17 protein-coding genes are annotated in these 22,252 nt (G+C 37.7%); 11 read left to right on the forward strand and 6 right to left on the reverse strand.

What is annotated here, in order from left to right; all coding sequences use genetic code 11:
- Positions 1-102 precede the first annotated feature (102 nt).
- From NXS11_RS07100 to menB, 4 genes are read left to right on the forward strand one after another with little or no spacing between them, the layout of a single operon-like run.
- The gene (locus NXS11_RS07100; RefSeq protein ID WP_259200139.1) at positions 103-1,458 is read left to right on the forward strand and encodes an isochorismate synthase; all 1,356 of its coding nucleotides are present in this window, start codon (positions 103-105) and stop codon (positions 1,456-1,458) included.
- The gene (gene menD, locus NXS11_RS07105) at positions 1,451-3,124 is read left to right on the forward strand and encodes a 2-succinyl-5-enolpyruvyl-6-hydroxy-3-cyclohexene-1-carboxylic-acid synthase (RefSeq protein WP_259200140.1); all 1,674 of its coding nucleotides are present in this window, start codon (positions 1,451-1,453) and stop codon (positions 3,122-3,124) included. The genes NXS11_RS07100 and menD overlap by 8 nt, the downstream gene beginning before the upstream one ends.
- Entirely contained in the window at positions 3,111-3,902 is a 792-nt protein-coding gene (gene menH, locus NXS11_RS07110) for a 2-succinyl-6-hydroxy-2,4-cyclohexadiene-1-carboxylate synthase (protein ID WP_259200142.1), read from the forward strand. The genes menD and menH overlap by 14 nt, the downstream gene beginning before the upstream one ends.
- Before the next feature lie 19 nt (positions 3,903-3,921).
- On the forward strand, positions 3,922-4,737 hold the full coding sequence (gene menB / locus NXS11_RS07115) for a 1,4-dihydroxy-2-naphthoyl-CoA synthase (protein WP_373319388.1): 816 nt from the start codon (positions 3,922-3,924) through the stop codon (positions 4,735-4,737).
- Between the two features lie 65 nt (positions 4,738-4,802).
- Here menB and NXS11_RS07120 read toward each other — a convergent pair whose 3' ends face one another.
- Entirely contained in the window at positions 4,803-5,969 is a 1,167-nt protein-coding gene (locus NXS11_RS07120; protein ID WP_259200147.1) for an aminotransferase class I/II-fold pyridoxal phosphate-dependent enzyme, read from the reverse strand.
- A 532-nt stretch (positions 5,970-6,501) separates the two neighbouring features.
- Between NXS11_RS07120 and NXS11_RS07125 the strand changes: the two genes are divergently transcribed.
- Entirely contained in the window at positions 6,502-8,304 is a 1,803-nt protein-coding gene (locus tag NXS11_RS07125) for an acyltransferase family protein (RefSeq protein WP_259200150.1), read from the forward strand.
- 266 nt (positions 8,305-8,570) lie between these two features.
- Here NXS11_RS07125 and NXS11_RS07130 read toward each other — a convergent pair whose 3' ends face one another.
- The 4 genes from NXS11_RS07130 to NXS11_RS07145 all read right to left on the reverse strand — a co-directional run bounded on the left by NXS11_RS07130 (position 8,571) and on the right by NXS11_RS07145 (position 14,848).
- Complete coding sequence (locus NXS11_RS07130; protein ID WP_259200152.1) at positions 8,571-12,425, reverse strand: GW dipeptide domain-containing protein; 3,855 nt, start codon at positions 12,423-12,425, stop codon at positions 8,571-8,573.
- A 178-nt stretch (positions 12,426-12,603) separates the two neighbouring features.
- On the reverse strand, positions 12,604-13,044 hold the full coding sequence (locus NXS11_RS07135; protein WP_259200312.1) for a GNAT family N-acetyltransferase: 441 nt from the start codon (positions 13,042-13,044) through the stop codon (positions 12,604-12,606).
- A gap of 139 nt (positions 13,045-13,183) precedes the next feature.
- On the reverse strand, positions 13,184-13,666 hold the full coding sequence (locus NXS11_RS07140) for a DUF2538 family protein (RefSeq protein WP_259200153.1): 483 nt from the start codon (positions 13,664-13,666) through the stop codon (positions 13,184-13,186).
- 18 nt (positions 13,667-13,684) lie between these two features.
- The gene (locus tag NXS11_RS07145; RefSeq protein ID WP_259200155.1) at positions 13,685-14,848 is read right to left on the reverse strand and encodes an LCP family protein; all 1,164 of its coding nucleotides are present in this window, start codon (positions 14,846-14,848) and stop codon (positions 13,685-13,687) included.
- A gap of 225 nt (positions 14,849-15,073) precedes the next feature.
- Here NXS11_RS07145 and NXS11_RS07150 point away from each other — a divergent pair, with 225 nt between their 5' ends.
- Positions 15,074-15,709 (forward strand): PepSY domain-containing protein, encoded by a 636-nt coding sequence (locus NXS11_RS07150; protein ID WP_259200157.1) that lies wholly within the window; start codon positions 15,074-15,076, stop codon positions 15,707-15,709.
- A 146-nt stretch (positions 15,710-15,855) separates the two neighbouring features.
- Here NXS11_RS07150 and NXS11_RS07155 read toward each other — a convergent pair whose 3' ends face one another.
- Positions 15,856-17,001, reverse strand: coding sequence for a globin domain-containing protein (locus NXS11_RS07155; protein WP_259200158.1), 1,146 nt, complete (start codon positions 16,999-17,001; stop codon positions 15,856-15,858).
- A 197-nt stretch (positions 17,002-17,198) separates the two neighbouring features.
- Between NXS11_RS07155 and NXS11_RS07160 the strand changes: the two genes are divergently transcribed.
- From NXS11_RS07160 to qoxD, 5 genes are all read left to right on the forward strand, one after another.
- Positions 17,199-17,528, forward strand: a complete 330-nt coding sequence (locus NXS11_RS07160; RefSeq protein WP_259200159.1) for an immunoglobulin-like domain-containing protein — start codon at positions 17,199-17,201, stop codon at positions 17,526-17,528.
- A gap of 442 nt (positions 17,529-17,970) precedes the next feature.
- Positions 17,971-19,074, forward strand: coding sequence for a cytochrome aa3 quinol oxidase subunit II (gene qoxA, locus NXS11_RS07165; RefSeq protein WP_259200160.1), 1,104 nt, complete (start codon positions 17,971-17,973; stop codon positions 19,072-19,074).
- Positions 19,075-19,076: 2 nt separating this feature from the next.
- Positions 19,077-21,062 carry a cytochrome aa3 quinol oxidase subunit I gene (gene qoxB, locus NXS11_RS07170; protein WP_259200313.1) on the forward strand — a complete coding sequence of 662 codons (1,986 nt, stop codon included), beginning with the start codon at positions 19,077-19,079 and terminating at the stop codon, positions 21,060-21,062.
- Positions 21,055-21,663 (forward strand): cytochrome aa3 quinol oxidase subunit III, encoded by a 609-nt coding sequence (qoxC, locus tag NXS11_RS07175; protein ID WP_259200161.1) that lies wholly within the window; start codon positions 21,055-21,057, stop codon positions 21,661-21,663. The genes qoxB and qoxC overlap by 8 nt, the downstream gene beginning before the upstream one ends.
- Positions 21,660-21,950 carry a cytochrome aa3 quinol oxidase subunit IV gene (gene qoxD / locus NXS11_RS07180; RefSeq protein WP_259200163.1) on the forward strand — a complete coding sequence of 97 codons (291 nt, stop codon included), beginning with the start codon at positions 21,660-21,662 and terminating at the stop codon, positions 21,948-21,950. The genes qoxC and qoxD overlap by 4 nt, the downstream gene beginning before the upstream one ends.
- Positions 21,951-22,252: the final 302 nt, after the last annotated feature.

Here is a 22,252-nt window from a genome sequence, read left to right on the forward strand (position 1 = left end):
AACTTTTGTGATAAGGTTCTTCTCCACACAATCACTCATAAAAGTGTTAAAATAAAATAATGAAAAAAATTAGATGATAACGATGAAAGAAGTGAGAAAAAGATGACTGTTGACGTACGTGAACAGGCAATCAACGAAGCATTAAGACAAGCGGATCAACAATGGGTATCTGTAGAGGTTAAGTTATCGCATACTATTGATCCAGTTACTTTGTTTGATGCAACGAAAGAAGCGGCAGGTAATCGATTTTATTTCCGCTCTAATGATAATAGAAGATCATATTTCGGATGTGGCGTAGCGATACAGATTAAAAACAATCATCCGAATAAACGTGTGCTATTTGAAAAGTGGCAAACTTTGAAACAATCCATTTTATGTGTGCATCCAGATTGTGAGCGACATCATTTGCGATTGTGTGGTGGTTTCCAATTTTCAACGCAGCGAACGGACGAACAATGGCAGTCATTTGGACGCAACCATTTTATTATTCCTGAAATGCTCATTACACAAATCGATGATGAGGTATTCTTGACTTATACGGTTGCGCGCTCTAAGTTTTCAACGGACGTGTTACAAAAATGGGTGACTTATTTTGAGACGATGCCTCATATTACTCAGACAATTGAAATGCCAGGGGTTGTACATATCGAAAACATTCAGCAACAGGCATGGCAGACATTAGTTGAGCGGACGGTAGCACATTTAGCGCATGATGAAAAAATTGTGTTAGCACGCCAACGAAAAATTGAATTCGAGTCGGATATACCAATCGGTGCGGTTTTACAAAATGCTTTACATAATGAGAAAAATAGTTATTTATTTGTGTTAGAGTCTGATACGCATACTTTTATATCACAAACGCCTGAACAGTTGTTTCATGTGACTGATGGCAAGCTGTATACGAAAGCAGTTGCAGGAACAATTCCTCGAGCGAAAGATGAGATACAGGACGCAGAACATCTCACGGCATTTTTACATGATGAGAAAAACTTAGTTGAACATCAGATTGTGGTTAACAGTATTCTTGAAGATGTTAAACCATTTGTACACAATGTAACGTACGATGAAAAGCCTAAAATATTAAAAAATGATCACCTTTATCATCTTTATACTGAAATAAGTGGTGTGCTTGATGGCGAATCTCATCTCGCAATGATTGAGGTGTTTCACCCAACGCCTGCGCTAGGTGGTTATCCTAAAGACATGGCGACGACATATATTGATACACATGAATTTGCAGCACGCGGACTGTATGGTGCACCAGTAGGTATGATTGACATTTATGATGATTGTGAATTCATCGTTGCGATTCGCTCAATGCTTATGAATGCGAATGAAGCGTTATTATATGCGGGTGCAGGTATTGTAAAAGATTCAGACCCAGCATCAGAGGTTGCGGAAACAGCCTTGAAATTCAGTCCGATGATGGACGCATTAGGAGTGACAGAATGTGACTAAGCATCAACAAAATCTCACGGAACAGGTCTTTCACTTTGCTTCTGAATTATATGCACATGGTGTTCGAGAAGTTGTTATTAGTCCTGGTTCTCGTTCTACACCGCTTGCACTCGCTTTTGAAAGCCATCCGCACATTAAAACATGGGTGCATTTAGATGAGCGCAGTGCAGCCTTTTTTGCGCTCGGATTGATTAAAGGTAGCGAACGACCTGTTGCAGTGCTTTGTACGTCTGGAACGGCCAGTGCAAACTATGTACCAGCTGTTGCAGAATGTGATATAAGTCGCCTCCCCCTTGTAGTATTGACGAGTGATCGACCACATACGTTGCGTGGTATTGGTGCGCCTCAAGCGATTAACCAGGTTAACATGTTTCAAAACTTTGTGCGCTATCAGTTTGATTTACCACTTGCAGATGGTACGATGCAGTGTCTTGAAACGAATCATTATCAATTAGAGCGTGCGAGTCAATATTTTTATGGTCCACAGCAAGGGCCTGTACATTTTAACTTGCCTTTTGATGAGCCATTGACGCCTGACTTGTCACGTGAAGATTTGTTAACTTCACATACATATACACAGACGCAGTATCAAAAGACGATGAATCCAGCAGTTATGGAAAAGGTACTTAGACAATCTAAAGGACTTATTATTGTGGGAGATATGCAACATCAAGATATCTCACAAATTTTAACGTTTTCGACGGTGTATGATTTGCCTATATTTGCGGATCCATTGAATGGTATTCGTAGTACGCAACATCCTAATGTGATTGCGACATATGATTTGTTGTTACGGTCAGGTCTAGAGATAGAAGCGGATTTTGTGATTCGTGTTGGTAAACCGGTGATATCCAAAAAACTAAATCAATGGTTAAAGCAAACATCAGCTGAACAAATCCTTGTTCAAAACAGCGCAGATCGTGATGCGTTTCCGAAAAAACCGGATTATTTCTTTGAGATGTCAGCCAATGATTTTTTCAGGTCTTTGGAGTCAGCACCGACAGTTTATCGTAAAAAATGGTTAAAGGATTGGCAACAATTGGAGTCCAAAGCACGTAGAGAAGTGTCATCTTATCAAAAAGCAGCAACGGGTGAAGCAGCATATGTCAGTCGTTTATTGGAAAAGCTTGGGCAAGGTGATTGTTTGTTTGTCAGCAACAGTATGCCAATTCGAGATATTGATAATTTGTACTTTGATAATGAAGCACGAATTTATGCAAATCGGGGAGCGAACGGTATAGATGGCGTTGTGTCAACTGCATTAGGTATGGCAGTACATCGTTCCGTTACTTTGTTGATTGGTGATTTGGCATTTTATCATGATATGAATGGCTTATTAATGTCAAAACTTAATGACATTCATATGAATATTGTGCTGTTGAATAATGATGGTGGGGGTATTTTTTCATACTTACCACAAAAACAACAGGCGCCCCAACATTTTGAACGCTTATTTGGTACACCGACAGGCTTAGACTTTGAACAAGTTGCAATGCTTTATGATTTAGGTTATCAGCAAATAACTGACTTAGAAACGTTCTCATATACAGATTTACCGACGATGTCATCACATCTAATTGAAATTATGACTGATAGGGTGTCGAATTATGATGCGCACCAATTGCTATATCATCGCTTGCGTGAGGTGACCAATGTTACATCATAATTGGTATCCATCACAACATAAAACACAGCGCACATTGGTCATGTTACATGGTTTTATTAGTGATCAAACGACATTTCATGCACATATTGAACCGTTGACTAAGGAAGTGAACTTGTTGCTAATAGATTTGCCCGGTCATGGAAAAGATACATCGCCCATGACGATACAATGGGATTTCGATTGGATTGTGACACAATTACATGCATTGTTGTTGCACTTTAAAGCACACGAATTATATTTGCATGGTTATTCTATGGGAGCAAGAGTCGCACTTGCATATGCTATCGCACACAGTGATATGCTATCAGGTTTGATTTTAGAAAGTGGCACGGCAGGTATTCAAGATGATGTGTCAAGGCTTGAGCGTCAACAAGTAGATCAGGCACGTGCGCACGTGTTACAACTTGCGGATATTGAGGTGTTCGTCAATGATTGGGAGCAGTTGCCATTGTTCCAATCACAGCGCTTTTTATCTTCAAGCGAACAACAACGTATTCGACAGATGCGGTTATCACAACAGTCCGAACGTCTGGCGAAAGCGTTGATAGACTATGGAACAGGTCATATGCCTAACCTGTGGCAAAAACTTACACATGTAACGTGTCCTGTCAGGTTGATTGTTGGAGAATGGGATGAAAAGTTTGTGCGCATTGCGTATAAGATGGCGCCACAGTTCGCACAAGTGGAAGTACATGTTGTTACTGAAGTGGGACATACGGTTCATGTGGAAGAATGTGCTAAATTTGATACAATATTATTAGCTTTTATTTTAGCTTAACTAGAGGAGGTTGACCCAGTTGAGACAATGGGAAACACTAAAGGAATATAAAGAGATTAAATATGAATTTTTTGAAGGTATTGCGAAGGTAACGATTAACCGTCCGCATGTTCATAATGCGTTTACACCTAATACAGTTCAAGAGATGATCGATGCATTTACACGCGCAAGAGACGATGAGCGTATCGGTGTTATCATCTTAACAGGTGAAGGAGACCAAGCGTTCTGTTCAGGCGGTGACCAAAAAGTACGTGGTCACGGTGGTTACGTTGGAGATGACCAAATTCCACGCTTGAACGTATTAGACTTACAACGTTTAATTCGTGTAATTCCAAAACCAGTTGTTGCGATGGTTAAAGGTTATGCAATCGGTGGCGGTAATGTCTTACAAGTTGTATGTGACTTAACAATTGCGGCAGATAATGCGAAGTTCGGTCAAACAGGACCCAAAGTAGGTTCATTTGATGCAGGATATGGCTCAGGTTATCTCGCGCGTATCGTCGGACACAAAAAAGCACGTGAAATCTGGTACTTATGTCGTCAATATGATGCACAACAAGCGTTAGAGATGGGCATGGCAAATACGGTTGTACCACTCGATAAAGTAGAAGATGAAACAGTCCAATGGTGTAAAGAGATTTTACGCCATTCACCAACAGCATTGCGTTTCTTAAAAGCAGCAATGAACGCAGATACAGACGGATTGGCTGGTTTACAACAGTTTGCTGGTGATGCAACATTGCTTTACTATACGACAGATGAAGCGAAAGAAGGCCGCGATGCATTTAAAGAAAAACGTAATCCAGACTTCGATCAATTCCCTAAATTCCCATAAGAAGTAATTAAAAAGACGATATGCGATGTGAAATGAACACATGGTGTATCGTCTTTTCGTTATTATCATTTATCTGGATATGTTTCTTTTAAGTATGTACGCAGTCGGCGCATACCTTCTTGGAGCTGTGCCATATCATAGGCATAAGAAATACGAATATGACCACGTCCACAATCTGTAAAGGCAGAACCAGGTACCATTGCGACATGTGCTTTTTCTAGAACATCTATACAAAATTGCATATCATCATCCGTGAATTTTTGGATATTTGGAAAAATGTAGAATGCGCCTTGTGGTACCGCAGCAAGTGAAAAGCCCATATCAGTCAATTCAGAGACGAGGTAATCACGTCGTTCAATATATGCCTGATTCATCGTTTTTGGTGCGTCAATAGCTTGGTCGAGAGCTGCAATCGTTGCCACTTGAGCAGGGACATTTGCACAAATACAGTTGTATGCATGCATAAATGTTAACTTCTCGATTAAATATTGTGGTCCTGCCAAAAAGCCAATACGAATACCTGTAGCAGAATGTGATTTACTCAAGCCATTAATGAGCAATAATTGATCGTGAATAGCAGGAAAGCGTGCAAATGATGTATGTGTACCATTGAATGTATTTTCTGCGTAGATTTCATCACTGATTACAAAAATAGGCAGTGTTTGTAATAAATCAACCAATGCAGTCACTTCAGATTCTGATAATGTCATACCTGTTGGATTCGATGGATAGTTCAAAATAATCGCGCGTGTCCGCTCTGATAAATGTTGTTGAATTAATTCAGGTGTTATTTTCAAGTCACTGTCACGTGTATCGATAAAAATAGGGACACCACCAAGTGATTGAATAAGTGGAATATAACCTGCATACACAGGACCAGGAAGCAGAATTTCATCACCTGGATTGATAATACAGCGCAAAGATGTGTCTAATGCTTCAGAAGCCCCATTCGTAATGATAATGGCTTCAGGGTCATAGCTAACTTTAAAACGTGTCTGATAGTAATCTGAGACAGCTTGCCGAGTCTCTAATAGACCTTTGTTATGCGAATAAGTCGTTTGGTTATCAGCAATGGCTTGTTGATACGCTGATTTAACGATGGTTGGCATTGGGAAGTCAGGTTGACCAACCGTTAAGTTCACTACATTTGTCATACTTGCAATCTTGCTTGAGAATTGACGAATACTCGGTGCTTTCAAATATTGGCTAAATGTATTGAGTTCAAGTTTCATAAATATCACGTCCTGAAAAAAGAAGTTGTGTTTAATCATACCATATTTACCTTGTATGTACGGTGTATAAATTTAATCAATAACCGACATAACAAATTCTTTTTAGAAAAATGAGATTCTTGTCCCATTCCCTAAAAAGTATCTCGTTCGTGAATTTTTTGCATATTGTATTTTTTTATATAACAATATTATACATATTGCATTACAAACCAATTAATCAATGCAATAAAAAAACGTATATGATATGGTAAAGGAGAATGCAAACACGCTATAAAATTTTGAAGCGTTGAGTGAGGGTGAAATACTAATAGAAAATACGAGGTAAAGTAAGAGTCTTACCCTATTCTCGAAAAGCATTCTAGCAAGTTAAAGATATATAGATACGCATCATTTTACACATTCAATATATAGAATATGTGCTTCTTGGAAAAATAGTTTTCATAGATAACGAGATGTGATAAATTGAAGAGCGTATGAATATTTTATACGACAAAAATAAGAACTAAAAAATAAGAGTAGGAGATACATCGTTATGGCTGATATAAATTTTTCAGAGTTGAGGCGGCTACAACATCCCCCTAGATATTTGCCTGGATTAGATGGTTTACGTGCTATTTCTGTCATTGGCATTATTATTTATCATCTAAATGCTCAATGGTTATCCGGTGGTTTTCTAGGTGTAGATACTTTTTTTGTTATTTCAGGTTATTTAATCACATCATTATTGTTATTCGAATATGAGAATTATGGTCGCATCGACTTGGTGACTTTCTGGATTAAACGATTTAAACGTTTAATACCGGCTATGTTATTCGTTGTATTATTCACAGTTATTTATGTTGTGTTTTGGGAACCAGAAATATTAAAAGCAATTAAAGGAGATGCGGTTGCAGCACTCATATATGTATCTAACTGGTGGTATATTTTTCAAGATATTGATTATTTCGATCAGTTCAAACCTATGCCACTGAAGCATTTATGGTCATTGGCAGTAGAAGAACAATTTTATATATTCTATCCAATAGTGTTATGGGTAGTTCTTAAAGTGTTAAAACATAAAAAATGGGTTGTTGCCACATTTTTTATTATTTCAATATTCTCAGCATTTTGGATGTTTTATTTATCAGCACCTGATGCCAATAATGCGCGTACATATTTTGGTACTGATACGCGCTTGCAGACACTATTATTAGGAGCTGTGTTTGCTTTTATATGGCCAGCATTCAAATTAAAAGCCAATCCAGCTAAATCAAGTCGCATCACGATTGATGTACTAGGGTCAGTTGCTTTAATTGCTTTGCTATCATTATTCATTATGGTCAATGAACAACAATTTTGGTTATATAGTGGTGGTTTCTATGCTATTTCTTTGTTAACGCTATTGATTATTGCTAGTGTTGTTCAACCTCAGGGGCTATTGGCAAAGATGATGGGCAACCCGTTATTCCTATATATTGGAAAACGTTCATATAGTCTATATCTATGGCACTTTGTTGTTGTTATATTTTTGCATAAGCATTTTGTGGCAGGTCAGTATCCATTTTATGTCTATTTATTAGATATTGCATTGACGTTTTTAATGGCTGAAATCTCATATCGTTTGGTTGAAACACCATTTAGAAGACATGGGTTACGTGCTTTTTATTTGAAAGAGGCGCGTGTAACATCAATAATACGAACACCATTGATTTTGGCAGCGGTTGTGATGGTCGCGCTAGTGCTTGCAGGTCACTTCGACAGCTTTGCTAAGCAGGAACAAAAGATGACGGCGTATAAAACGGAAAAGAAAGCGATTGATAAACAACCAGAGAAGCTACAAGAAACACCGGTAGCAACGAAAGAAACATTCGATGCTAAAAAACTGTCCCCATTGTTTATCGGTGACTCTTTAACGGTAGGTATGGGTTATTATTTAGATGAACATTATACGACGCCAACGATTGATGCACAAGTAGGGCGTTCTATGGGGGAAGCATTGGCTGTTGCGCCAAGCTATGCAGCGTATAATAAGCCAGATCAAGTAGTTGTTATACAAATAGGAACGAATGGCGACTTTGACAAAGGTCAGATTGAAGAAATGATCAAATACTTTGATAAAGCAGATGTGTATTTGATTAATACTACGGTACCTAGAGATTACCGGGATCATGTGAATCAGTTGTTAAAGGAAACAGCGAAAAAGTATAAGCATGTGACGTTAGTAGACTGGTACTCAGTGGGTGTGGGGCATACAGAGTTCTTTGCTTACGACGGCATCCACTTGGAACATCCAGGTATTCAAAAGCTAGTGGAAGAACTGGACAATCGAATTAAAGAAAATCAAACAAATGAATAAATATATGAAATGCCTTCTTTTCAATGTGTTTACATGAAGGGGAGGCATTTTTATGTACAATAAAGTGCTTAAGGTAGAAAGAGGGTGTATTTTATGAGCTAGTATCAGAAGAGGATAGAGCGATTGTGAAGATTAAACAGAGCGATGGACAAGCTTGTTTGATTGAAGGTATGGTTGTTAGTTTCTATATACTATCTATCCGATTAAGTATAAAGATCATATAAAAAGCAGCTGCACAAAAATGCAACTGCTTTTTAATATAACTATTATTTTGTTTTATACGTGTCAATGTCAAAGTATTTACCAACTTCACCGATTTGATCATAGAAGTTTTTCATACGTTTTGCGTTATGGTCTGCCCAAGTGATATCTGTTGCATATTGATGTACAGCTGGATTATGTGGGTTCCAACGCATGCGATACAACGTGTTTTGACCAGTGCCAATATATTTATCTTTAATAAACTTCGCACCACCAACAATTGATTTTCTAACTGTATCCCAGCCGTTATTTTCAGCTGTTTTGAAACCATTGCGTACAGCATCATGGTCGAATGCACCAACGCCAAACATGTTGTAATATTTTTTGTCTTGGTTTGTGATAACTTGGTTTTTGCTATCAACATAACCACCATTTGAAAGTGTTGATGTTCCATTGCCTGTTTCTAATAGGGCATGTGAGATGAGATAATTTTCATTAATGTTGTGTGTGATAGCGGCTTCTTTAAAGGCTTGCCCTTGACCGTTTAGGATGCCTTTGCCTTTTAATAATTTATCTAAATCACTTGCTTCCAATCCTTGATATTGGTCTAACTTCAAGAATTGATACATACCTGCTGGATCTTGTGCAATGCGCTGTGTATCCATTGCACGACGTGTTTCTTCACGAGTGGCATCTTGCCATCTGCCAGCGACACGTTGCACTTGAGGTTTGTATGTTAGAGCTTGTTGTTTATTAACTGCTTGATCAAGTGTATAAGATGATCTGTAATACTTTACAAGTTGTGAACGTAAGTCAGCTGCTTTTACCCAAGCTTTTTTGCCATCTTGGAATGAACCATAGTACCATGTTACACCATTTACAATAGTTGATTGGTTGACTTTGAATAGCGCTTCATAGTAATTGCTTAACTTACCAGCTGCTGTTTGAGCACCTGCAGTGTCATAATAGTAACCATTTTGGTTGTTAACAAAGTAGTGGTTAGATTGGTTGAGTGTTTGTGATACCACAGGCTTTGTAGCAGGGCGTGTTACAGTTGTTTTAACGACAGCAGGTTTAATTGCTGTTAAGTCATTTTGGTGGATCCATCCAGTTTTACGGTTAACATTACCATATAGGAAAGTATCTTTACCTATAACTACAGATTTCGTTGCATTAAATGTACGGTCTGCAAGCTGCTTCAAAGTGTCAATGCGTTGTTTTGTTGTGCCCCAAGGTACAGAATATAAACCAGCTGTGTTTTTGTTGACTGTGTACGATGCTTTTACTGGCTTTGTAGCGCTAAGTGACTGACTGAATACATCATCTGTTTTGACCCAGCCAAGTGGTGTATTACCATTTGTATTTTGAAGTAGCACGTAATTTTGATTGTTTGCAGTTGCTGTTTTCGTAATTTTATACGTTTTATCTGCATACGCTGCTGCATTCTTAGATGTTTTGTCATAAATAGTTGCTTTAAGACCATCATTTGTTGTTTTCAAACGTCCAATTTTTGATACATTTGAAGTTACATTTGTAGTCGCTTTCGGTAGGGCAAGGACATTTTTGTTTACCCATCCTTGCAGATTGTTCACAATACCGTATACATAAACATTATTTGCGACTTTTTGTTGTCTGATAGCTTGGAAAGCTTGTGAACCTTTACCTGAAACTGTTCCAACGACTTGTTTGCTAGAACCCCATGGCGTCGCAAATAATTGTGTACCTGCATTGATTGTATAGTGTTGGTTGATGACTTGCGCATATTCACTTGTGCGATAGTCAACATCTTGCTTTTTCACCCAGCCAAGATGTGTACCAGATAAGTAATCAGTTACCAAGTAGTAATCTTGTCCATTTAATGAAGCTTTTTTCGATACACGCATTGTTTGATCAGTCGCTGTCGTCTTTTTACCATATTTATCATAGACAGAGACAAACAATCCATTATTTGAAGTATTGATACGTCCCATACCTTGATCATTTGTCACTGTTAGACCTGATGCTGGTGTCGTTGCAGGCTTAGATGGTGTTGGCTTTGTCGCATTTGGTGTAGCAACAATACTATTTGAGTTGATCCAACCTGTTAACTGATTGACTGTACCGTATAACCATTGTGTGCTACCAATCTTTTGTTGCTTTTGTGAAGTGAATGATTGGCTTGCTGTTTTAGAAGTTGTGCCTGCAACTTGTGCTGTTGTACCCCAAGGCACAGTATAAACAGTCGTACCTGGTTTAACTGTGTATTGTTTACTTAATGCTTGTTCAGCTTGAGCGGCTTGATACTGCACATCGCCTTTTTTTACCCATCCTAATAGCGCATTAGATTTTGCATCGGTCATTAAGTAGAATTGGTTACCATTCAGATTGGCTGTTTTTGTTACTTTTAAAGTACGGTTTACTTGATTTGTTACTTTGCCGTTTTGATCGTATACCGTTGTATAAAGACCATTATTTTTAGTATTAATACGACCATAACCAAGATTGTTCGCAACGGTTAAATTATTTTGTGATACAGAAGTTGTAGGCTTCGTTGTTGTAGGTTTCGTTGTTGTAGGTTTTGTCGTTGGTTGTGGTGTAACAGCAGGGGCTGTAATCCCCATTTTCGTTTGATATTTTTCTTGGATGAGATCATATAATTCAGCATAGCTATAGCCATGTGCATTCAAGTAACCGTGAGGGTCAACATGATCTGTTCCACCTAAGTGTCTTGAAACAGCAAGGTGTGTCCAAACGGTACCTACGCCATCATATTCAGCACTATCAGGTTGTAAGCCATAATATACAAGGTTCGTTGCTACATAATCAGCCATGTTATTCATTTGACGTGCAAACGAATCATAATCATGAACATGTACTAATTCCATATGAATAAAGCGTTGGTTTGCTTGGTAACCAGCACCCCATGCAAGGTAGTCTGTTGGTTGTGTTTCAACAATGCGATTTCCGTCAATAAAGCCATGTACGAATGCACTATTGTAATTACGTTTCATGTAAGCAATTTCACCGTCTATTGTTGATGAGTCGTTCGCTGTATCATGAATCACAATGCCTTCAGGTTTTCCTACACCATTGCGGTATGCGTAACGCGGAATGTGGCTTGAATAATCTTCTTCATATCTAGGTACTGTGAAATTTTTATTACGAATGTATGTGTTGATAGAAGAATTAACTGCTGGTTTATAAGTTACCGCTGTTGCTTGTCGTGGTGTAAATGCTGAACGGAAAGCTGTTGCAGTTGTTGCAGGTCCGCCTTTACCACCTATACGAGGAGGTGTTGGACCGTCGGGGTTTGTATTAGCTGTTTCAGTTGTAGTATTTGTAGCGCCTTGTTCTGCTACATAATTTGTTGTAGCTGGGACATCAGCTGTTACAATGTCTGCTGTTTCTTCAGGTGTATTTGTTGCAGCTGCATCAACTGGTTGTGTCGATGCAACAGTTGTTTCTGGGCTAGTCATTGTTGCGTTCATTTCTGATTGGACTGCCGTATTAGTTTCAGCTTCAGCATGCAAATCAATATCCGCTTCGTCAATAGGTGCTTCTTCTGCACTTAATGGTGCTTCAGTTGCTTGCGCTAATGTTTCAGCATTTTCTTCAGATGTTGTACTACTTGTTACAGGCGGTGTTGTTTCTTCAGATGTCACCTGTTCAATGTTATTAGCAGTTGTTACATTTGAATTATCGATTTGAATTTGAGATGGATCTTGGTATGTTTGTGTACCAGCAATTTGCGTATCGTTCTCAGTCGTCTGTTGTTTTGCAACTTCCCCTTGTTGCTTTGTAACTTGGTCGTTCAATACATTAACTGGTTCTTTTTGTGCGTTTGCATTTTCAGCAGCGTCAACTTGGTGCGCTGTAAATGCTGTACCAGCAATCGTTAATGCAAGCATAGATGATGTCTTATACCCAAATTTTTTAACCATTTCATTTCTCCTTTGAATTTGTGAGTCTCTAATATATAAGATGATTGTCTATATTATATGACTTTAAACACATAAATTGGTTTTTTTAATTAGATTGTAATTTAACTTTAATATTCTTAGATGTAATAATAATGAAAGTGACATGAATGTTTTCATCTGTTATGTGCTCAAAGGTATATTAGAGTTGCTCAGTGTCTGTAATATATTTTTCCATATGGCGGTGAGGGATTCCAGCATCCATAAAAACTTGTCCATATGCTTGATAACCTAACGATTCATAAAAAGGAATAGCATGTGTTTGAGCGCCTAGCTTAAAATGGCGATATCCATGTTTGATTGCCATTTGTTCGATTGCAACGATGACTTTTTTTCCCATGCCTTTACCACGATATGCTTTCATTACAGCAACACGCTCAATTTTTGCGGTGTCATCTATCCCGCGGTATCGTGCAGTTGCGATGGGTTGTCCTTCTTCATCATAGCCAATGATATAGTGTGCAGTGTGCTCATATTCATCGAGTTCTTCTTCTCGTGAAACGCCTTGTTCTTCAATAAAAACAGTTTCTCTAATGAGCAGGACATCTTGGTATTCTTGCGCTGTCTTGACTTCTTTAAACAAATTAACACACCCTTTTTCATGGAATGTTTTCATACTATAGAATTTTTTCTTATGTTGCAATATTAAAAAGAGAAAAAACAAAAAGCGAGATAGAAATCACAACATTAAGTTGGGAATTTTCCTATCTCGCTTTCACTTTTCAGTATTGATATTCTTGTGCGTTAAGTCTTACTAATGCTGTATATTGCCAGAAAATACGCATCTGTACAAGGTTCCAGTTGTTCAAGCCCATCGTGTAACCAGATGGCTTGAAAACTTGTACATCGGTTACTTCCAGTGCGGCCGCCACAAGATATTGTATTGGGACACTCAAGTTAGTCATTTCAGGCGTTAAGCCTTGCTCGTTATAAACCCACGAGAATGGAAGTGGGGCATTGAACACGTCGATTGCATCGAAAATCTCAGGCAGTGCAACAATATAGCATGCCCCGTTGATGATTGGGTTTGTTTCGCTATCGCTGTAATAAAGTAGCAAAGCTTCGTAATTTTCACGATGTGCATGATTGACAAAAAATAACTCATTACGAAAATGTGCCCAGTCTTTGCCATGAATAATTTGTTGTTCTAACATATTGAACATGCTATTGATTTGATTAATTTTTTCATGTGTATGGCGTGACATGCTTAGCCTCCTATCAACTTAAAAATATGTGTTTGGGTCATACTGTTCTTCGTCCGTACTGTCAGAGTAAGGGGTTTGATCGGTTGAATTATAGTCTGATGATTGATAACTATCATCTGTTGTTTCCTCATCATCGGTACGAAAAGCTTCATCTATAAGTGAAGTATCGATTTCAGCAAGTGGTGGTATACCGCCATATTGCATCAAGACGCGATGTATTAAGAAATCATCTTCGTCTAATGATGTTAATCCTAAATCTTTTCTTAATAAATTACCAGTCTTAATCAAATCACTTTCTTCAGGATTGATATAGTAGATATCATTGATTAGTTCATTCTCACCTTGCAATTGTGAAGATTTAATTGTTGCATCACCAGTTAGGTAAGTTGCGGCAAGAGAGCGGATTTCATCATATGATAAGTTATGTTTGGAGTTTTTACCTACAATTTCAATGATGTCATCTAATTTATGTAGTGATTTGGTGTCTTGTGCTTTTTGAAATAGAATCTTTAAGACTTCCATTTGACGTTCGCCACGTTTTAAGTCAGAATCTTGTTTTCTTGTTCGCGTAATTGCAAGTGCTTGATCCCCATTGAGCACTTGTTTGCCTTTTTTGATTTTTATACGTCCTTCATCTGTTGTATTCGGTTCATCAATATCATACGGTACATTGTATTCGATGCCGTCCAATTCATCGACTGTTTTTACAAAAGCTTCCATATTAATACGAATGTAGTAGTCAACAGGCACATTAAGCGTTGACTCCACAGCTTCCATTGTTGCTTCAGGGCCTCCATATGCATGTGCGTGTGTGATTTTATCATAATAACCGACCTCTGGTATATAACTAAGTGTGTCCCTTGGAATGCTGAGTAAGCGTATTTTTTTGGTGTCTGGATTCAATGTTGACAAAATGATTGCGTCTGTCCGTGATTGCTCGGTACTTTGACCATTTTCACGTCGAGAGCTACTATCATCAATACCAAGAAATAAAATGGAAACAGGGTCGGATGAGGCATTGACGCCAGACGTTCTTAACTTTGATTGGCGTGCATCAGATTCAGAGTAAGAATTACTAAAAGCCCCTTTAGACGAATGAAATATCATATAACCAAAAATTGTAGGAACAATCACGAGCATTAACGCTAACAAGATTAATAAAGTTTTGAGTCCTCGGTTCATCGGCATTGCTCCTAAAATAATGTACTTAAAAATCATATTTTATTGTAATCCATATTGTAGATGAGTTTCAATTATTTAAAATCAATTCCAACATTTTAAATAAAGTGTGGTGTGAATATAAAGATATAGGCTCATACTTTAGACTGATATTAAAAAAAATAGGCGTTAATTTTTGAAAAGGGGGTATAACTTTAGCAAATAGAGAAAATTTGGAGGCAATTAATTATGAAATTTAAGATTTTAACTTTATTACTTTCGGCAGGTATTGTTTTAGCGGCATGTGGTAACGACGATGATAACCAAAGCGACAATCAACAAGCGAACAATCAGTCATCATCACAAACTACAACGAAGAGCGATAATAACACAAATCAAGATGATACGAATACGAGTGATAATCAATCAAGTACTCAACAATCGACTAAGACAACTGTTGATTTGAATGAGATCAAAACACAGCCTGAAGAAGCAATTAAAACCGCACAACAATCATTTGATGGTCAAGTGAAAAAGATTGAATATAAACAAGACAATGGTCAATGGATCTATAAAATTGATCTTGTGAATGGTAACAATGAAGCAGAAGTGAAAGTATCAGATCAAGATAATAAAGTATTGGCATCTGAAGAAGAAGTAGAAAGTGACAATCAAACACAAAAAGTAATTGATTTAGACAATGTTGTTTCTTACAAAGAAGCTGTAGAAACGGCTCAAAAAGAGATGAATGGTGATTTAAAACAATGGAAATTAAATCATGATAACGGCAAACTTGTCTATGAAGTGGAATTAATGGATCAAAACAAAGATACTGAAATAATTGTTGACGCTAAAACAGGTAAAGTGATGGGAACAGATCAATAATTGGTTCGTGATATATTAAGGTGGGACGGTATGAAGCTGTTCCGCCTTTTTAGTTTTTATAGCACAAAAAAGGGGGAGCAAGACAGGAACCTTTTTAGAAAATGAGATTCCTGTTTCACTCCCCAGTCTAATTGAGTAAACAATAATTAGACTGCAACGCTTAGACGCGGTACGAATGTTTCGAAGTGAATGCGGTTTTCGTCGACACCAAGTTGAGATAATTCTTGAATCATTGATTGTAAGAATGGTGTTCCACCACAAATATATACTTCTGTGTTGTCAGCTAAGTAGTCTTTTAACTCTTCAGCTTTGAGGTAGCCTTCTTGATCACGTAAGTGCGTGTGCAATGTTGCGTCTGTTGTTTCTGCAGTGATTTTATCAAGCTCGGCTTTAAAGGCAATGTCTTTTTCTGTTGCAGCAACATTAATAAATTTAACATTTGAACCGGCTTGTGCTGCATGACGATACATAGAGACTAAAGGTGTTACACCAACGCCAGAACCTAAGAATAATTGTGGTTTTTCTGGATTGTATACTTGGAATCCACCAACTGGCGCTGATAAGTTAATCATATCGCCTTCTTTAAATTCATCGTGCAAGATTGTTGAAACTTCACCTTTATGACTTTCACTTGCTTCGCGGCGTACACCGAATGTGATGAAATCTTTACCACCGTCAACGATTGAGTAGTGACGTTTTGCACGGTATGGTAATTTGTCGCTTTCTACATCTACTGTAATGTATTGACCTGGTACGAACTGGCTTAAATCTTGGTCATCTGATACAACAGTGAATGCTTTGATGTTGTGTGTCACTTCTTCAATTTTATCAATTTTGAAAGGTTTGAATCCTTCCCAAGCCATACCAGCATAGATTTCTTTTTCAATAGAGATGAATGCATCTGCAATAACACCGTATGCTTTTGCCCAAGCTTTAATGATTGGGTGATTTTCATCTATACCGACAACGTCTTGAATAGCAGCTAATAAGTTTTCACCAACGATAGGGTAATGTTCTTCACGTACATCTAATGCACAGTGTTTGTACCCGATTTCTTTAACAATAGGTACGATAGGTGTGAAGTCTTCAATGTTCATCGCTGCAGCTAATACCGATTGGGCTAATGCAGTGGATTGAAAACCTTTTTTCTGATTTGTTTGATTGAACATATTGCGTAATTCAGGGTGTTGCATGAACATTCTATTGTAAAATCGTGATGTGATTTCTGTTCCTTTTTCTTTTAGTACGGGAACTGTCTCCAAAATAATCCCTTTTTCTTCTTGTGTTAACACAACAATCACTCCTTAAAGGTATTTACTCTATATTATTCACTTATTCATGATATAAGCAAACTATAGCATGTTGTATCATGACAAGTGAGATAACAAGCACAAAAATAAAATAGATATAAGTCCATAGTATGATTCCAACTAAAGCAAAAAAATGTATAATAAGTATGACAGTACATTCAGAATGGAGGACCACACATATGAATAAATTGCTTCAATCGTTATCAGCTATTGGTGTCTCGGCAACTTTGGTTTCGCCAAACCTCAGTGTGGAAGCAACATCCAATACAGTGCCATCTATTAAAGGAACAGAAGACGCTATTGTTGAAGTGGGCAAAACCTATAACCCATTGGCTGGTGTTACTGCATATGACAAAGAAGACGGCGATTTGACAGATAAAATAAAGGTCAATGGTCATTTTGATACGTCTAAAAAAGGTACATATCAACTGGAATACCAAGTGATTGACTCTGATGGTGCCATCGAAACATCTTCACGTGTCATCAAAGTGGTTGATGCACCAAAATAATGTAAGTTCTCAAGACTGATGCGTAGGCGATTAGATAATCTGCATGCGACAATCAGTCTTTTTTTGTGATAACTTTATCTTTTTATCTACTATATTATTTTACAAGCTCATAACATGTATCTCTATTAGCAAATTCCCTATATCTATTTATCATCCTCCCTGTTTTATTGATAATTATTTTCAATTGTAGAAAATTACGGAAACGTTTCCATCGCATACTACGCTTAAGATTTTCGTAAGTTTGCTATGATTCATCTGTTCTGATGGATTTCACAAAATGTACACATATTTTTTAAGTGTTGTTAAACCCGTGCCACGCCTTGAATTGCAACATTTTTGTCAAATTTTATTTATTAAAATAACAAAAACCCTCTTGTAAATATTACATATTATTTTAAAATTAGTGTAAGCCCTACATTTGTAGTATTAGGAGGTTAAAAAAGTGTCAAATTTAAAGTCTTTGCTTCTAGCGTTTTGCAGTCTATTTTTACTTGCAGGCTGCTCTAATGTGGAAGTCTTAAACCCAAAAGGGCCAATGGCAAGTGATTTGAGATTTTTGATTATCTACTCAATTATCTTCATGGTTGGCATTATTGCGGTTGTGTCAATACTTTTTGCTATTTTCACTTGGAAATATCGTTATACGAAAACAACTGAATCTGGTAAAGTACATCACAATCCAATTCTTGAAACAGTTTGGTTTATCGTTCCTGTGCTCATCTTGATTGCATTAATGATTCCGACTGTTAAATCACTCTACAAATTTGAAGAGCCACCTAAGGCTGAAGATGACCCAATTGTTATCTATGCAGTGAGTGGTGGTTATAAATGGTTCTTCGCTTATCCTGAAGAAAAAATTGAAACGGTGAACCATTTAACAATTCCAACAAACCGTCCAATTACGTTCAAGCTACAAGCTATGGACACAATGACAAGTTTTTGGATTCCTCAACTTGGCGGTCAAAAATATGCGATGACTGCTATGACGATGGAGTGGACTTTACAAGCTGATAAGGAAGGAACATATCGTGGACGTAACTCTAACTTCAACGGTGAAGGGTTCTGGCGCCATACTTTCCAAGTTCATGCTGTAAGTCAAGAAAAGTACGATGAATGGGTGAAAAAAGCGCAATCACAGAAAGTACTTGATCAAGATACTTTCGACAAACAACTTTTACCTATCACGGAAAACAAAGCGTTAACATTCAGTGGTACGCATATGGCATTCGTAGATCCGGCTGCTGATCCGCAGTACTTATTCTATGCCTACAAACGCTTCAACTTTGTTCAAAAGGATATGAATTTCAATGATGATCCAGCAGAAGGCGTTTTAAGCGAACCAAACAAACCAGCACGTAAAGTGACGGTTACGAATGAAAACTACGCACGTCATGGTATGCAACCTGCTATCCTGAAAAATAATGAACCGTATAATAACGAGTTCAAGAAGGAAGAGGAACATACAATGAACGAAATGGAATCAATGCATGAAGGTGCCAAAAATGCTAAGGCACACAAAGATCACAAAAGTGGAGGTGGACATTAATGTTGAACTTTCCATGGGATGAGCTTATCGTAAAAGGTAACTGGATGATTACCGCAGCTCAAATCAGTGCACCGTTCTTAGTAATTGGTGTCATTGCAGCTATTACGTACTTTAAGCTTTGGGGATATTTATACAGGGAATGGTTCATGTCAGTCGACCACAAGAAGATTGGTTTAATGTACCTAATCTGTGCCGTGTTAATGTTTGTACGTGGTGGTATTGATGCAATACTATTACGTATCCAATTAACAGTACCGGACAACCCATTCTTAGAATCAAATCACTATAACGAAATCTTTACAACGCACGCGATTATCATGATTATCTTCATGGCAATGCCACTTGTAATTGGTTTAATGAACATTATTATTCCATTACAAATTGGTGCACGTGACGTTGCATTCCCAGTACTAAACAATATTAGTTTCTGGTTATTCGTAGCAGGGATGTTGTTATTCAACCTTTCATTCATTATTGGTGGATCACCTGCTGCAGGTTGGACAAACTACGCACCATTAGCTGGTGAGTTTAGCCCAGGACCAGGTGTTAACTATTATCTTATCGCAATCCAAATTGCAGGTATCGGTACACTTGCTTCTGGTATCAACTTCTTTGTAACAATTATGAGATTAAAAACACCAAGCATGACATTTATGCAAATGCCAATGTTTGTTGTAACTACATTTATTACAATGCTGATTATCTTATTAGCATTCCCAGTGCTTACTGTAGCACTTGCTTTAATGACTACTGATAGAATTTTCGACACTGCATTCTTTACAGTAGCCAATGGTGGTATGCCAATGCTTTGGGCGAACTTCTTCTGGGTATGGGGGCACCCTGAGGTTTACATTCTTCTTCTTCCAGCATTCGGTATCTACTCAGAAATCATTCCGACATTTGCGCGCAAACGATTATTTGGTCACCAAAGTATGGTGTGGGCAACTGGCGGTATCGCGTTCTTAAGTTTCTTAGTTTGGGTTCACCATTTCTTTACAATGGGTAATGGTGCATTAGTTAACTCATTCTTCTCTATTAGTACAGCGTTAATCTCTGTGCCAACAGGTGTGAAAATCTTTAACTGGTTGTTCACGCTACACAAAGGTCGTATTTCATTTGAATCACCAATGTTATTCTCACTTGCGTTTATTCCGAACTTCGTAGTCGGTGGGGTAACAGGTGTTATGTTATCAATGGCATCTACGGACTTCCAATACCATAATACGTATTTCTTAGTGGGACACTTCCACTATACAATCGTAGCAGGTGTTGTTTTCGCATGTTTCGCTGCCATGATTTTCTGGTATCCAAAAGCAATGGGATACAAATTATTCGAGAAACCTAACAAATGGTTCTTCTGGATTTTCTTGATTGGTTTCAATGTGACATTCTTACCACAGTTCATCTTAGGACTTGATGGTATGCCACGTCGTTTATACAGATACATGCCAGAAGATGGTTGGTTCTTGTTGAACGTTATTTCAACAGTTGGTGCAGCACTAATGTCAATTGCGTTCCTTATCTTCGTAGGAAACATTGTCTACAGTCATATCAAAGCGCCACGTGAAGCAACTGGTGATAACTGGGACGGTTTAGGTCGTGGCTTAGAATGGTCTACGGCATCTGCAATCCCACCTAAGTACAACTTTGCAATTACACCTGATTGGGATGATATTGACACATTTGTTGATATGAAACAACATGGTAGACATTATCTAGACAACCACAATTATACGGATATTCATATGCCGAATAATACACATATCGGTTTCTGGATGGGTATATTCTTCTTCATTGGAGGATTCTTCTTAGTATTTGAAACAATCCTTCCAGCAATTCTATCATTAGTAGGCATCTGTGGATTAATGATTTGGAGAAGTTTCCAAGAAGACCATGGTTACTACATTCCTGCTAGCGAAGTTGCTGAAAATGAAGCACGCTTAAGAAAAGCACGTCAGGAAGAAAGGGAGGCTATGAGTCATGAGTAATCATACAGGCACTACAATTGATTCACGTACGCATGAAGGAAATTTAAATAAGCTAGGTTTCTGGATCTTCCTTACAGCTGAATTTGCGCTTTTCGGTACGCTATTCGCAACGCTTTTAATCTTGCAACACGGTGGTAGCTATGCTGGTATGATGACAACTGAATTGTTTGATTTACCACTTGTATTAGTTATGACATTTTTACTTTTAGCAAGTTCTTATACTTGTGGTATTGCGATTTATTATATGCGTCAAGAAAAGAAAAATTTACTTCTGATCTGGATGGCAATTACAGTATTATTAGGTATTGGATTCGTTGGATTCGAGATTTTCGAATTCACGCATTATGCGCATGAAGGTGCGAATCCAACTATCGGATCATACTGGTCAAGTTTCTTTATCTTACTTGGAACACACGGTCTTCACGTATCATTAGGTATCGTTTGGATCTCTGGTTTATTAATCCAAGTAGCAAAACGTGGATTGAATAAATACAATGCACCGAAGTTATTTATTTCAAGTTTATACTGGCACTTCTTAGATGTTGTATGGGTCTTCATCTTCACTGCCGTATATATGATAGGGATGGTGTATAGCGGATGAGTACTTTAGTAAAACATACAATAGGCTTTATCGCCTCAATTATATTAACTTTACTTGCAGTTTTCGTAACACTTTACACATCGTTAGCGTTAAATGCTAAAATCACAATTATTTTCGGTTTTGCATTTATCCAAGCATTTTTACAACTCCTTATGTTCATGCACTTAACTGAAGGTAAAGATGGTCGATTACAACTTGCAAAAGTTACTTTCGCCATTATTATTACACTTGCTACAGTTATCGGTTCATACTGGGTTATGCAAGGTGCACACGGTCACCACATCTAAAAAAGATTGGTACCAGCAACGAAAAGGCACATACGCGTCGCGTATGTGCCTTTTTCTATTTTGTGGTTGGGGCTAGGACATTAACAGAAAATGCTATCCAAAGTAAGAAAATGTTGTAAATGGCAGATGTAGAAGTCCACGGTCAGTTTTTATAGTTATTTACACTAACTATATTTTATAAAATAGTTGATGAGAAGCTTTATAACGTCTATATGCTTGTCCAAGCGTTAGAGAAGTGTTGAGCAATATGATTGATAATGCTTCAAAGAAACACTGTAGTGAGAAAACATATTAGTCATCGT

It is taken from the genome of Staphylococcus americanisciuri (genome assembly GCF_024814435.1).
GTDB classification, from domain to species: domain Bacteria; phylum Bacillota; class Bacilli; order Staphylococcales; family Staphylococcaceae; genus Staphylococcus; species Staphylococcus americanisciuri.

Excerpts from the sequence above, each read along its gene's own strand:
- NXS11_RS07100 (WP_259200139.1), top strand. The coding sequence starts at position 103 with ATGACTGTTGACGTACGTGAACAGGCAATCAACGAAGCATTAAGACAA.
- menH (WP_259200142.1), top strand. The coding sequence starts at position 3,111 with ATGTTACATCATAATTGGTATCCATCACAACATAAAACACAGCGCACA.
- NXS11_RS07120 (WP_259200147.1), bottom strand. The coding sequence starts at position 5,969 with ATGAAACTTGAACTCAATACATTTAGCCAATATTTGAAAGCACCGAGT.
- NXS11_RS07125 (WP_259200150.1), top strand. The coding sequence starts at position 6,502 with ATGGCTGATATAAATTTTTCAGAGTTGAGGCGGCTACAACATCCCCCT.
- NXS11_RS07130 (WP_259200152.1), bottom strand. The coding sequence starts at position 12,425 with ATGGTTAAAAAATTTGGGTATAAGACATCATCTATGCTTGCATTAACG.
- NXS11_RS07140 (WP_259200153.1), bottom strand. The coding sequence starts at position 13,666 with ATGTCACGCCATACACATGAAAAAATTAATCAAATCAATAGCATGTTC.
- NXS11_RS07145 (WP_259200155.1), bottom strand. The coding sequence starts at position 14,848 with ATGAACCGAGGACTCAAAACTTTATTAATCTTGTTAGCGTTAATGCTC.
- NXS11_RS07150 (WP_259200157.1), top strand. The coding sequence starts at position 15,074 with ATGAAATTTAAGATTTTAACTTTATTACTTTCGGCAGGTATTGTTTTA.
- NXS11_RS07160 (WP_259200159.1), top strand. The coding sequence starts at position 17,199 with ATGAATAAATTGCTTCAATCGTTATCAGCTATTGGTGTCTCGGCAACT.
- qoxC (WP_259200161.1), top strand. The coding sequence starts at position 21,055 with ATGAGTAATCATACAGGCACTACAATTGATTCACGTACGCATGAAGGA.
- qoxD (WP_259200163.1), top strand. The coding sequence starts at position 21,660 with ATGAGTACTTTAGTAAAACATACAATAGGCTTTATCGCCTCAATTATA.